The following is a 13,479-nucleotide window of genomic DNA, read 5'->3' on the forward strand; positions in this document are numbered from 1 at the left end:
ATAAATTATGAAAAATATTTGTTTCTACTTCCAGATACATCAACCGCACCGCCTGAAAAGGTACAGGTTTTTCAATATCGGAGGCGACCACTATTATTATGACGATTTCGCCAATGAAGATTTCATTCAACGGGTAGCTGAAGTTTCCTTTGTTCCGGCCAACAGATTGCTACTGGAAATGATAAAGGAATATAATGGCAAATTTAAGGCTTCATTCTCAATTTCGGGCGTGGCATTAGACCAAATGGAAATATATGCACCGGAAGTAATCGACGGATTCAAAGAACTGGCCGATACCGGATGTGTCGAATTCTTATCCGAAACACAAGGACATTCACTGGCTTCCCTTATCGACCCCGAAGGGTTTAAAAAGCAAGTAAAAGAACACGACGATAAAATTGAAAGCCTGTTCGGGCAACGTCCAAGAATATTCCGTAATACGGAACTGATTTACTCGGACGACATTGCTGAACTTGTCTACGATATGGGGTTCGCAGGGATGATAACTCCCGGCGCAAAAAGGACATTGGGTTGGAAAAGCCCTAACTATGTATATAAATCGGCAGTGCAACCGAAACTGAAACTGTTGATGCGTAATCCTCGATTCAGTGACGATATCGCGACCCGCTTCTCTAACTACAATTGGAGTGAATACCCGCTTACCGCCGATAAATTTATCAACTGGATTGCCGCCACTCCTAAGGAAGAGCAGATAGTTAACCTGTTTATGAATTACGAGGCACTGGGTAATTTCCAGAAGAAAAGCTCGGGTATATTCGATTTTATGAGAGCATTACCTCGATTTGCAGCAGAAAAGAATATCGGATTTGCCACCCCTTCCGAAGTGCTTAATATGCTGAAACCCGTAGACAGCATCTCGTCTATGCACCCGATATCATGGGTAGGTGAAGAAAGGGATATATCGGCATGGTTGGGTAATACATTGCAACAGGAAGCTTTTCATAAGCTATACGAAGTAGCTGAACGTGTGGGTATGAGTCAATCCAGAAGGTTGCTACAAGACTGGAATTATCTACAATCGAGTGACCACTTCTACTATATGGGAACAAAACATGACCTTCCGTTCAGCCCTTATGGCTCTCCATACGAAGCATTTAACACCTATATGAATGTACTGAGTGACTTCAAGGAAAGAGTCGATGCTGAATTCCCTAGCTCGATCGAAAACGAAGAATTGAACGCCCTGCTGACAACTATTCACAATCAGGCAGACGAAATAGACAGGCTGGAAGATAAAATAAAGAAACTGGAAGCAAAGAAAAAAGTTTTAGCACCCGAAGCTACAGATAAACCTCCTCTAAAACCTGCACCTGCGAAAAAAGAAGCGAAAGTAAAAACTACTGTTGCAGACGTCAAAGCAGAGGATAAGGCTGAACAGGCAACCAACGTGAATACTGAACCTGATAAAGCTATGCCTATAGCTAAAAAAACGACAGAAAAACCTGCAGTAAAGGCAAAAACGGAAGCTAAGCCAAAAGCCGCAGAAAAGAAACCTGCACCAGCGACTAAAGTGAAAACGAAAAAATAAATAAATAATATTTCATACCCTTGCAACTTTTGGAAACCAGAATGCATCTTTATAAATAGGAACGTATTAGTCACAGTAACAAACTATTCCAGCTATGAAAACAAAGATGCATTCTGTTTATTCAATGGTACGCTTTTCTGTACTATCTCTAGCCGACGAATTTTCAGGCACAACAGTCAATTCAGAAGAAAAAGGTTGGATGAAAAGGGTTGTTTCAGGGTTAAAGCCTGAAGAACATATAGTAAAGAATAATATAATAATAGCGAAAATTCCAAAGATCGACGCTTTATAAATAGATCCAGAAACGGGATAAGGTATGTTTGCCCACTCTGCCTACATCATACAGTCTTATCTTTTACATTTCCTGCACCGCCAGATAATTGTAATCACTTACCACTTTACGAAGAAATACCCTGTCGGGGCCATTATAAGTATATCCTGTAATGGACTTTATGCGTTCGGCCAACCGTTGGTTGAAGTAATCACTGTCGCGCATGCGCTGATCTTCTATTATAGAACTGATAGTCTGAATATCCTTATCGGATAGTCTATCCAGAACGTCTATATAAGTCACTTTATAATCTTCATGGAAATCGAGATCAGTAATAGATAATTCTCTGTTACGGTTATTCAATTTCAGGTCTATCACAGTAGTTCCGGCCAAGAGGTCGCCCAAACGTTGCGATTTTTTAGTCACAGCTACCATGATTACCGCCAGAAAACCTTCTGTCATGGAAAAGTCTATCAAACGAAAAAGCCACCTTATGAGGAAAGAACTCGAAGTAGGAGCTGTACCATCAACATTGACAACCCTTATTTTCATGACCATTTTACCGGGGCTCTGTCCGTTATTTAACGTTTCGAAAAGTAAATCGTAAAATATTACAGGAAAAAAGATAATGATAACAAAAAAAACGGCAAAAATATCCCCGTTGAAAGCCTGATTTATACCAAAAGAAGCCACCGTTCCCAAAATCCAAAACCAACCGATGACCCACACAACAATAGCAATAAGATCGAGTAGATAAGCCAGTATACGCTGTCCTACGCCAGCAGTTTCATAATCTATAGTTACATTTTGTGTTGTTTGAACTTCAATAATCATCTCGATAAATAAAATAAAGTGTCAAGCTGTTGGTACCAGTATCTATTTTGTGTTCTATTTATAACAGCCAGAAACCATAACACCAGATACCCTCTATCATTTATAATTGACAAATTTAATTTTTTTGTATGATTATTACGGTATTTCTTTCTTTCTTTTTAGGCAAAGACTTATATTTGCGATAATAATTCAAAATACGAACTACAAACTAATGAGAGAAGCCGCCTTTGTTAAGGAAAACAGGAATAAGTGGCAGCAGATAGACAGTCAGACCAAAAATAAAGATATTCCGGCTGAAACACTTGCTGACAATTTTATAGAACTTACAGACGACCTCTCGTATGCACGCACTTTCTATCCCAAATCGCAGACGGTAAGATATCTCAATCAGCTAGCCGGCCGATATTTTATTAATATATACCAATACCGCAAAAAAGAGAACGGCCGTTTCCTTCGTTTTTGGAAAACCGAATTGCCGCTTATCATGTACAGGTACAGAAAGAATATGCTCTATGCGTTCTTGTTCATGTTCGCAGGTGTACTGCTAGGAATCTTCTCCCTGCAACAGGAATCTAACTTTGCAAGCGTAGTACTCGGGCAGGGATACGTGAACATGACTCTCGAAAACATAGAAAACGGTGATCCGATGGCCGTATATAAAGATGATGCTAAAGGGTGGATGTTTTTTGGCATAGGAACCAATAATATCAGAGTAGCATTCTATGCTTTCATTTTCGGCATACTTTGTTCGGTGGGTACAGTTTACATAATGTTTTCTAATGGAGTAATGCTGGGTGTTTTTCAGTACTTCTTCTACCAATACGGGTTACTTGGCGAATCAGCGTCTATCATATGGTTGCATGGCACGTTGGAAATATCGGCTATTATTATCGCCGGAGGCGCAGGTATGGTTTTGGGAAACAGTATCCTGTTCCCCGGCACCTACAAACGGATAGATGCCGTGCAGAAAGCAGTAAAAGATGCAGTAAAAATAGTTGTAGGTTTAGTTCCTGTCTTTGTAGTAGCTGCCTTTATAGAAAGCTATATTACCCGCTTGACAGATATGCCTGTATATCTTAAACTGACAATAATATGCCTGTCGGCTTTATTTATTATATGGTATTTTATTTATTATCCTTACCTCGTAAACAAAAAAGTGAATGGAGACACATGAAAAAATCAGATTGAACGGAAACCGCGATTTTAGCGGCAATTTCGATATGGCAATAAAATTTATTAAGCAGAATTTTGGGCCTATTGCCAGAGGGCTGGTCTATCTGATACCAGTATTGCTAATAGCGGTATTTATGCTTCCGAACCTGTTCAAAATATATTATGCGATGGGAGCCGGTAGTTATAATACGAGAGCGATGGATATGCTCTTCGATGAATATTCTTTCCTCTCTGTCGTTGGCGGAATAATAGCCTATATATTATTACTAGTTACTATGTTCCTCATGGGACTATTTACCATAACCTATATAGCATACTATGTAAAGTCGGAAGACGGGGTGGTCAACAACGCAGAAGTATGGAGACAGGTAGCCAAAACAGCACTGCCTGCTTTCGGCGCTTCAATTCTTTTTGGGCTGGCGTTCTTGATAGGTTTCGTTCTGTGCATTATACCATGTATTATTGTTATGGTTTATCTGGGATTTTATCTATATGCATATATCAACGAAGAACTAGGTATTATGGATAGTTTCCAACGAAGCATCGAATTAGTAAGGAATAATTTCTGGATAACATTAGGTTATGGCTTGGTGTTTGTCATTATACTCTCTTTAATTAGTTCTGTATTTGCCATACCCTATTATATAGGGTTGATAGCAAGTACGTTTCAGGTTCAATTTTTTGCCAACGATTTTTTCTTCATCTTATCCATGATGATTCTCTTTGTGGGATCTATATTCTCATATATAATCATGTATACAGCTATGGGGGTGATGTATTACAGCCATCGCAATAAAATAGAAGGTAATGATCTGGAATTTGAGATAGACAGTATAGGAAACCAGAACGATACACCTCCAAGCATCCCATATTAATCCGGTCTCTGTGTTGAATAATAAGATAGATATGACATTAATAAAGAGTATATTATTTATATTCTTCGTATGCCTGTTCTCATATCTTCCGGCGCAGACCGACACTATACAAGCCTTTACAGCATCACCTCCTGCACAGGAAGCTGTAGATTTCAGAATCCCCGATGAAGCTAAAATAAAAGAATACCAGAACGATAATCGCTTCCAGTACAAAAGAATAGAAAAAGCTCCATCATGGTGGGATAAAGTTAAAAATTGGTTTTTCAACCTCTTTGCCGATATATTCTCAGCTGTAGCAAGATCTGGCTTTCCGGGAGTTATAGTCCTGATAGCGCTGATTGTTATCATATGCCTGATTATATTGAAGCTTGCCGGCGTGGATTTCAGAACAGTGTTTGGGAAGAAAAAGATGGATACGCCCGAAATCGACATTTATACTGAGAATGTACACAACATGGATTTCGATTCGCTGATAGCGAATGCGTTGAAAAATAAAGATTACCGTCTTGTTATACGCTTCCTATATCTGAAAAATCTGAAACTTCTGACAGATAAGGAAATTATAGAGTGGAAACCAAATAAGACCAATTATAGTTACCAGTATGAGATAGAAAATCAGACTGTACGTTCCCTCTTTATCGAAACAACACTCATTTTCGACTATATATGGTACGGCGAATTTATTCCTGATGAAAGAAACTTTCCTGTAATATATAACCGGATGGAGTCTTTCTCTAAAACGATAGCCAATGAAAGATAAGAAGATGATAACACTTATTGTGGTGATTGTCCTCTTACTATTCGGACTCTCATTCGCAAGGTCTAAGGCTCCGAAGCCTGTAGATTGGTCTCCTACTTTCATTAATTCTAAAACAGGACCTTACGGCACATATATTACATACCAGTTACTGAGTGATATCTTCGATAAAAAGAATATACGTGTCACCCGTATGCCAGTTTATAACAATCTGAATAAAAATGTGGGAGAATACCTTACTTATGATGATTCATACTCATACGAAGACAATGATTATTCTGACACATACGAGGAATCAACAGTCTCGGATTATCCGGACTATGAGACCGACTCCACAACAGGTCATATAGAAGAGCAAGTGGGAATCAACAGTACACCCGAGGTAGAATATGACCCCACTTCATGGTATGCCGATCTGGATAATATATCTGACACCACTTCATATATATTCATAAATACAAGTTTTACGCTTGATAAACTTGACATGGAGTATATGCTGGACTTTGTAGGATTGGGTAATAATGTCTTTATTTCTGCCGAAACAATAGACAGAAAGCTAATGGATACATTGAAAATAAAGACGGATGCTAAATATTTCCAGACAGATACAGTCTACAACCTTACCGATCACTCCGCAAAAAAATACAGTTTCGGCAGTATTCAGGGACAGGTAAAATTCAATACAGATAGCTGTAAACTCTCTGTCAGACCTTTGGCCTTTAACAATAAGAAAGATACCGTATTCATCGATGTTAAGTATGGCAAAGGCCATATTTATCTGCATTCCGTGCCTTCAGCTTTTGCAAATGTGAACATGCTTCAAACCGGAAAGTACGATTTTGGGTTCCGGTGTTTATCGTACCTGCCCAAAAACAGCAAGATAATCTGGGACGAATACCAGAAGCAGGGTTCACTGGGTGAAGGAAGCGATTTTAAGGTAATGTTAAATAATCCGCCTTTACGTGTGGCATTGTATGTTATCCTTATCGGATTTCTGCTGTTCATGTTATTCCGGTCGAAGCGCATCCAACGAGCTATTCCAATTATTAAGCCCCCGGTAAATTCATCCTTAGAGTTTTTGGGTACAATAAGTAATCTATATTACCGAAAGAAGGATTTCAATACAATATTGGCGAAGCGGCATGCATATTTTCTCGATTACATCAGGAAACACTATTACATGCCAACCGAAAATATCGATAACGAATTTGTAAATGTATTAAGCGCGAAATCGGGAATGAATAAAGACAAACTTAGTGAATTATTCCATATCTATAAGGATCTATCCACTTTAGCCTTTATTGAAACGCAGCCCTTCCTGAGATACAATAACTTGTTGGAAGAGTTTTACAGAACCGTAAAAAACAAATAAACAGAAATATATGTCAGATTTAGAATTCCAGTCGAGAATAGATTTCTCCGAATTGAGCCAAAGCGTTCAAAGCATAAAAAACGAAATCGGGCGGGTTGTTGTCGGCCAGCATCAGTTGATAGAACAAATGATTGTTGCTATTCTGGCTAACGGCCATGTGCTGGTAGAAGGCGTGCCCGGTGTTGCAAAAACATTATCGGCAAAGCTTTTAGCCAAGACAATCGATGTAGGATTCAGCCGTATCCAGTTTACCCCCGACCTGATGCCGTCAGATGTATTGGGCACGAGTATTTTCATGCCGGGAGCCGCTAAGTTCGAATTCAAGAAAGGGCCTATATTCTCCAATATAGTCCTGATAGACGAGATTAACCGTTCTCCTGCCAAGACTCAGGCCGCTTTGTTCGAAGTGATGGAAGAACGTCAGGTTACAAATGACGGTACCACATATAAGATGGATTATCCGTTCCTCGTAATAGCCACACAAAACCCTATCGAACAAGAAGGTACTTATCGCCTGCCGGAAGCACAGCTAGACCGTTTCCTCTTCAAGATAGTAGTGGATTATCCGAACATCGTCGATGAAATCGCTATTCTAGACCGCCAGAACAAAGGTGAACTAACTATAGATGTAGGTATAAACGCCGTGTTAGATGCTGCAAAGCTCAACCGCTTGCGTCAGGCTGTGGAAAAAGTATTGGTTGAACATCATTTACTCGAATACATCGCACAAATAGTGTCTGCCACCCGTCAGAGTCCATGGATAACATTAGGTGCTTCGCCTCGTGCTTCCCTGGCCATACTGAATGCGTCAAAAGCATTGGCTGCGATCAGAGGCCGTGATTTTATTACGCCTGACGATATAAAAGAAATGGCAGTGCCTGTGCTTCGTCACAGAGTATTATTAACACCCGAAAAAGAAATGGACGGTACATCTACCGATACAATCATATGGCAATTGATAGACAAAGCGGAGGTTCCCCGGTAATACGGTTTATTAAGAGTCTCTATCTTACAAACCTGCTCTTTATTACACTGGCATTATGTGTGATAGGACTTTTCGCATGCTTTATTTTCGATGAATATTTCTACCTGATGCAGCTCGTATTGGGTGTATTCTGCGTATTCATCCTGCTGGATATATTCACCGTCTTTCGTCAAAAGAAAGGAATAATAGGTTCGCGTAATTGTCCCGACAGGCTATCAAATGGTGACCAAAATACAATATCTTTCTCTATTACAAACAGATATCCGTTCAAAGTCAGGATAAAAATAGTAGAGGAAGTACCTTTCCAATTTCAGAAAAGAGATCTGATATTCAGAACTTCCCTGGGAGTAGACAAAGCAGAGGTCTTTTATTACGACTTACGCCCTACCCGGCGGGGAGTATATCAATTTGGCGCTCTGAATGTTTATGTGTCAGGTTTGTTCGGCTTCGTCAGCAGACGTTATATCTTCGACAACCATAAGGATGTGGCGGTATATCCTTCGTTTATCGAGATGCATAAATATGAATTGCTGGCTGCATCGCACCGCCTTACCGATTACGGGGTGAAAAGGATCAGGCGGATAGGACATGCTACGGAGTTCGACCATATAAAACATTATACACTCGGAGACGACCCCCGCACAATCAACTATAAAGCTACAGCCCGTATGAACCAACTCATGGTGAATACATATCAGGAAGAGAAGTCTCAGCCTGTATATTGCCTTATAGATAAAGGGCGTACAATGAAAATGCCGTTTAATGGGCTTACATTGCTCGATTATGCTATCAATTCGACCTTAATGGTATGCAGTACAGCACTTAACAAAGGCGATAAAGCAGGGCTGATAACATTCTCGAAAGGAATAGACGAAATACTGCCTGCCGATAAGCATCGCCGTCAACGAAACAAGATACTGGAAACACTGTACGCACAGCAAACCGACTTCAAGGAAGCCGACTATGAACGCCTGTATGTCACCGTACGCCGTAAACTGACACAGCGAAGCCTGATAATCCTATATACCAACTTCGAAACAGTAAACAGCATGCGCCGCCAATTGAAATACCTGAGCAGTATGGCCAAAGATCACCTGGTACTGGTTGCTTTCTTCCTCAACTCGGAGTTTAACGAAGTTTTGGATACCTCACCTTCCAATCTGGAAGAAACTTTCCGCAAAGGGATGGCTGAAAAACTGTCGTATGACAAACTGCTTATTGTAAAAGAACTGAACAGGTACGGGATTTATACAATATTGTCAAAGCCCGAGAATCTGACAATCGACTCCATCAATAAATATCTGGAGTTCAAATCGAGAGGCCTGATATGAGTAGTAAGTATTGAGTAATAAGTCGTAAGTCATTACCCAATACTTAGTACCTACTACTTCTACTCCTGCAATTCTCCGCCCTGAGACGCAATCGCATCCACCACAGCAATAGTGGTAAGATTTATAATATCCCGTACAGAACTTTCAATATCGGTGAAATGTACAGGTTTGCGCAGTCCCATCTGGATAGGCCCGATACTTTCGCCGGCAATACCGAGTTCCATAAGCAGCTTACTGGATATATTCGCAGAGCTCAGATTCGGGAATATCAATGTATTTACATCCTTACCTCTTAGTGCATTGAAAGGGAAAGTCCTGTCCCTTAGCTCCTTGTTCATTGCAAAGTTCAGTTGCATTTCGCCGTCAATCTTGAATTCAGGATAATTCTCATGGAAGTACCGTACAGCATTTGCAATACTCTTAGGGCTACCATTATCATCAGCACCATAATTTGAGAATGACAACATGGCCATTACCGGCTCTGTAGCAAAATATTTTACAGCGTCGTGAGTCAGTTTCACTATTTCGATCAGAGTATCCTCTTCCGGCCAGCGATTAATCAATGTATCGGCCAGAAAATAAGGGCCTCTCTTTGTTTGTACAATATGCATTGCTCCAAAGTGCTTATAATTCGGCCGCAATCCGATAACTTCCAGAGCAGTACGGGCAAATTCACGATAATGGCTGTAAATTCCTGTTATCACAGCATCAGCGTCACCTGTTTCCACCATCATCATACCAAAGTAGTTACGGTCGCTCATTTTCTCAAAGGCTTCCTGATAACGGATACCTTCTCTCGACTTCTTTTCACTTAATATCTTTGCATAACGGCTACGCCTCACATCTTCCGATATATTACGATGATCTATAATCTGTATTCCATTCAGTTCAAGTCCGTTTTCACCGGCAATATTCCTGATACGATCTTCACTTCCCAACAGGATAGGATGGCACAAACCATCTTTATGTGCGAAAATTGCAGCCTTTATCATATTGATATGGTTACCCTCGCAATATACAACCCGTTTAGGATCACTCTTAGCCAAATGAGTAAGACGGTGTATAAGCTTATTGCTGTAACCCAGCATCTCCGATAGCTTATTCGCATATGTATCCCAGTCGGTAATCTGTTTACGTGCAACACCGCTTTCGATAGCCGCTTTGGCTACTGCAACAGAGACGGTAGTCAGCAAACGCGGATCAAGGGGCTTAGGTATAATGTATTCTTTGCCGAAAGACAGACGCTTCAACTCATAGGCTGTATTAATAACATCCGGAACAGGTTCCTTTGCCAGATCGGCAATAGCACGTGCCGCAGCTAATTTCATTTCTTCATTGATACCTGTAGCCCTCACATCAAGTGCTCCACGGAATATATAAGGAAATCCCAGCACATTGTTTACCTGATTAGGATAATCTGAACGGCCTGTGGCAAAAACAATATCATCGCGGGAAGCCATTGCTTCTTCGTATGAAATCTCGGGATTAGGATTCGCCAGAGCAAATACAATCGAATCGGGACCCATTTTGCGAATCATCTCCTTTGTCAATACATCAGCTTTAGATAAACCTAAAAACACATCGGCACCTTCTAAGGCTTCAGTCAGCGTTGTTATATCTCTATCGGTCGCAAAACATTTCTTTATATCACTCAGATCATTACGTCTTGTAGTAAGTACCCCCTTACTATCGCACATAATTATATTTTCCTTCCTTACTCCGAATTTCATATAGAGGTTGGTACAGGCAACTGCCGAAGCTCCTGCTCCGTTCACAACCAGCTTTATTTTCGAAATGTCCTTATTTGTTACATCCAGTGCATTCAGCAACGCCGCCGCCGATATAATAGCCGTGCCATGCTGATCGTCATGCATTACCGGAATATCGAGCTCTTCGCGCAGGCGTCGCTCTATCTCGAAGCATTCCGGAGCTTTTATGTCTTCCAGATTGATTCCTCCGAATGTAGGGGAAATTGCTTTTACTGTCTGTATAAATTTTTCCGGATCTTTTTCATCCACCTCAATATCAAAGACATCGATTCCTCCATATATCTTAAATAGCAATCCCTTACCTTCCATTACCGGCTTGCCCGCCAGAGCACCGATATCTCCCAATCCCAGAACGGCCGTACCATTAGATATAACAGCTACGAGATTCCCTTTAGCTGTGTAATCATAAGCTGTCTGAGGATATTTTTCTATCTCCAGACATGGCTCGGCTACACCGGGCGAATATGCCAAAGCTAAATCGGTTTGAGTACTGTGGGGTTTTGAGGGAATAACTTCAATTTTTCCCGGTCTGCCTGATGAGTGATACTTTAAAGCAGCTTCTCTTGTAACTTTAGGCATAATCTTAAGATTTTTATAAGTTTTACTAATTATATCAACTAGCATGATTTAGAAACAAAGTTACAAAAAAGGAATCTGATACAGGCAGATTTTAGGTTAATCGTTATGACAATAAAAAGTGTTTTTCAACATAAAAATGACATAAAATACAGTCTAAGAACAAACCTTTTCAACTTCGTTAACATCATAAAGTCAAAACACAATATAATAAAATTAGATATTTAGCTTTAATACAATAATTTGACACAGGATGATGAAGAAAGTATAATAATAGGTAACAGCTCAATTTTTACACAGTTTTCATTTTAACGATAAAAGCATTATAAGCGACACTCAACATTTACAGTTAGCAGTCATCAGTTAACAGAAACACAGGTCTTTCAACTTATTATTTAAAACTTATAATCCATCACCTCTCACCACATTTAAGTTTATTAACTATGTTTAGTTAAAACCTGACACATCTGACAGCTTTTTCATTATTTTCACCTTGTGTATTTCACACTTATTAACTATATATAGTTAAAAGGTAACAATGAAAACAATTAATAATTAAGAATGAAAAATTAATAATTAATAATTATCTTGTCATGCTGAGCAGAGCGAAGCATTCCGTTAACAAAAAAACTCCGTGTTACTCCTTTTACTTCGTGGTTAAAAAACTCAACAAAGACACTAAGGAGCAAAAAGGTAACAAAAGTAACACCTTTTTAGCTATTAGCTGATAGTTGCCAGTCAATAACTTATGTACAAAACTTGACAAACTAGACACATTTTCCACTATTTTTTATCTGTCACTTTTTCCCTCTCTGTAAGTCCCCTTTGGGGATCGGGGGGCCTATCAAAATTTCAAAGAACTATAAGTTATCAGCTAACTACATAGATAAAGTATTTTGCAAAAAGTGATTTTTGATTCAAGATTATTTCAATCTTTAATTCATGCTATTTATTAGCCTTCAGTAATTCTCTGGCCTTTTCTATCATTGTATCTAATCCCTTGGCCATATCTTCATCTGTCATGTCCTGAGATATATCGGGGTCGATACCAAATTCTATATGGTTCTTCTCTGCATCCAGAATGGGTGATGCTGAAAATCGTACCGACCAGCCATTCGGCAATTCGGAAGAGAAAGGCAATCCGGAGCCTCCTCCCGTCTTGTCCCCCATAAGTATGGCATTAGGTGCATAGCGCATCATATTCACAAAGTCATTAGCTGCACTATAACATCTGCGGTTGGTCAGCACAACGACTTTTTTCTGAAAACGCAATCCATTAGCCGGCTCTACATATATTTCGTACGGTTTCGAAAAATCGTCATGTCCCTTGCCTGTTTTGTGTAGCATATAAGCCACCAGCGTTTTATCATTAAAGAAATATGATGCCAGTTTTTCACTGTTTGTCAACTCTCCGCCTCCATTATTCCTTACATCGAGGATGACACCATCACATACCGCAAATCGGTCGAATACCTGCGACAAGTTGCCATCACCTATCCCACTCGAAAAACTGCCATAATAAATATAACCAATATTATCGTCCAGTATTTCCCATTTTAAATCCAAATTTTTTAATGATTAATTTTTATTTTTTATCTTTATGTCAGGATGTTAAGAGGAAACAGGCACTGCTGGGGAGCAACCTGTCAGCAATAAACATCCTGACGATATGCAGTAATGCTATTGGGGGAGATGGATTTTCTATCTCCCTTTTCAGTATTACTGATATTGTCTATATGGCTCGAAAAACCCAATCTTTAATCCTATAGTAAACAGACTTCCCACAGCAGACTTCCAATAGTTTGGGAGCTGCAAATCCCTGTATTAGTTTACATAGGCGAGAGTCACAGATTTTGCAAAGCAGACTTTAAAGCTGCACGAGGACGATAGTGTTATCTCTCATGTGAAAAGCTGTTTACATTATAGGATCGTATATTTTCAGACGACGCAGTTGACATATTCTTGTTTACGTTTAAGAACGAAAAAT

At 39.7% G+C, this 13,479-nt stretch carries 10 protein-coding genes and 1 pseudogene; 8 read left to right on the forward strand and 3 right to left on the reverse strand.

Annotation, left to right across the window (positions count from 1 at the left end):
- The first annotated feature begins 7 nt into the window (after positions 1-7).
- A complete protein-coding gene (locus HMPREF9455_RS14075) occupies positions 8-1,549 on the forward strand; it encodes a polysaccharide deacetylase family protein (RefSeq protein ID WP_006800384.1) in 1,542 nt (513 codons plus the stop codon).
- 94 nt (positions 1,550-1,643) lie between these two features.
- Positions 1,644-1,841 (forward strand): hypothetical protein, encoded by a 198-nt coding sequence (locus HMPREF9455_RS14080; RefSeq protein WP_006800385.1) that lies wholly within the window; start codon positions 1,644-1,646, stop codon positions 1,839-1,841.
- Positions 1,842-1,904: 63 nt separating this feature from the next.
- Here HMPREF9455_RS14080 and HMPREF9455_RS14085 read toward each other — a convergent pair whose 3' ends face one another.
- Positions 1,905-2,654, reverse strand: coding sequence for an RDD family protein (locus HMPREF9455_RS14085; protein WP_006800386.1), 750 nt, complete (start codon positions 2,652-2,654; stop codon positions 1,905-1,907).
- A gap of 211 nt (positions 2,655-2,865) precedes the next feature.
- Between HMPREF9455_RS14085 and HMPREF9455_RS14090 the strand changes: the two genes are divergently transcribed.
- From HMPREF9455_RS14090 to HMPREF9455_RS14115, 6 genes are read left to right on the forward strand one after another with little or no spacing between them, the layout of a single operon-like run.
- On the forward strand, positions 2,866-3,828 hold the full coding sequence (locus HMPREF9455_RS14090; protein WP_006800387.1) for a stage II sporulation protein M: 963 nt from the start codon (positions 2,866-2,868) through the stop codon (positions 3,826-3,828).
- Complete coding sequence (locus tag HMPREF9455_RS14095) at positions 3,815-4,702, forward strand: DUF7847 domain-containing protein (protein WP_006800388.1); 888 nt, start codon at positions 3,815-3,817, stop codon at positions 4,700-4,702. Before HMPREF9455_RS14090 ends, HMPREF9455_RS14095 begins: the two co-directional genes overlap by 14 nt.
- Positions 4,703-4,733: 31 nt before the next feature.
- Positions 4,734-5,462 carry a hypothetical protein gene (locus HMPREF9455_RS14100; protein ID WP_006800389.1) on the forward strand — a complete coding sequence of 243 codons (729 nt, stop codon included), beginning with the start codon at positions 4,734-4,736 and terminating at the stop codon, positions 5,460-5,462.
- Entirely contained in the window at positions 5,452-6,831 is a 1,380-nt protein-coding gene (locus HMPREF9455_RS14105; RefSeq protein ID WP_006800390.1) for a DUF4350 domain-containing protein, read from the forward strand. The genes HMPREF9455_RS14100 and HMPREF9455_RS14105 overlap by 11 nt, the downstream gene beginning before the upstream one ends.
- 10 nt (positions 6,832-6,841) lie before the next feature.
- Positions 6,842-7,816: an AAA family ATPase gene (locus tag HMPREF9455_RS14110; RefSeq protein ID WP_006800391.1), complete on the forward strand. Its 975-nt coding sequence runs from the start codon at positions 6,842-6,844 to the stop codon at positions 7,814-7,816.
- Positions 7,780-9,147 carry a DUF58 domain-containing protein gene (locus HMPREF9455_RS14115; protein WP_006800392.1) on the forward strand — a complete coding sequence of 456 codons (1,368 nt, stop codon included), beginning with the start codon at positions 7,780-7,782 and terminating at the stop codon, positions 9,145-9,147. Before HMPREF9455_RS14110 ends, HMPREF9455_RS14115 begins: the two co-directional genes overlap by 37 nt.
- Positions 9,148-9,206: 59 nt before the next feature.
- Here HMPREF9455_RS14115 and HMPREF9455_RS14120 read toward each other — a convergent pair whose 3' ends face one another.
- Both HMPREF9455_RS14120 and HMPREF9455_RS14125 read right to left on the reverse strand, forming a co-directional pair.
- A complete protein-coding gene (locus tag HMPREF9455_RS14120; RefSeq protein ID WP_006800393.1) occupies positions 9,207-11,495 on the reverse strand; it encodes an NADP-dependent malic enzyme in 2,289 nt (762 codons plus the stop codon).
- A 942-nt stretch (positions 11,496-12,437) separates the two neighbouring features.
- Positions 12,438-13,052 (reverse strand): annotated as a pseudogene (locus tag HMPREF9455_RS14125) (S41 family peptidase); the annotation flags it as partial.
- Positions 13,053-13,479 lie beyond the last annotated feature (427 nt).

The organism is Dysgonomonas gadei ATCC BAA-286, assembly GCF_000213555.1.
Classification (GTDB): Bacteria; Bacteroidota; Bacteroidia; order Bacteroidales; family Dysgonomonadaceae; genus Dysgonomonas; species Dysgonomonas gadei.

Bases quoted from the DNA above. Each gene is read 5' to 3' on its own strand.
- HMPREF9455_RS14075 (WP_006800384.1), top strand. From the start codon at position 8: ATGAAAAATATTTGTTTCTACTTCCAGATACATCAACCGCACCGCCTG.
- HMPREF9455_RS14080 (WP_006800385.1), top strand. From the start codon at position 1,644: ATGAAAACAAAGATGCATTCTGTTTATTCAATGGTACGCTTTTCTGTA.
- HMPREF9455_RS14085 (WP_006800386.1), bottom strand. From the start codon at position 2,654: ATGATTATTGAAGTTCAAACAACACAAAATGTAACTATAGATTATGAA.
- HMPREF9455_RS14090 (WP_006800387.1), top strand. From the start codon at position 2,866: ATGAGAGAAGCCGCCTTTGTTAAGGAAAACAGGAATAAGTGGCAGCAG.
- HMPREF9455_RS14095 (WP_006800388.1), top strand. From the start codon at position 3,815: ATGGAGACACATGAAAAAATCAGATTGAACGGAAACCGCGATTTTAGC.
- HMPREF9455_RS14100 (WP_006800389.1), top strand. From the start codon at position 4,734: ATGACATTAATAAAGAGTATATTATTTATATTCTTCGTATGCCTGTTC.
- HMPREF9455_RS14105 (WP_006800390.1), top strand. From the start codon at position 5,452: ATGAAAGATAAGAAGATGATAACACTTATTGTGGTGATTGTCCTCTTA.
- HMPREF9455_RS14110 (WP_006800391.1), top strand. From the start codon at position 6,842: ATGTCAGATTTAGAATTCCAGTCGAGAATAGATTTCTCCGAATTGAGC.
- HMPREF9455_RS14115 (WP_006800392.1), top strand. From the start codon at position 7,780: ATGGCAATTGATAGACAAAGCGGAGGTTCCCCGGTAATACGGTTTATT.
- HMPREF9455_RS14120 (WP_006800393.1), bottom strand. From the start codon at position 11,495: ATGCCTAAAGTTACAAGAGAAGCTGCTTTAAAGTATCACTCATCAGGC.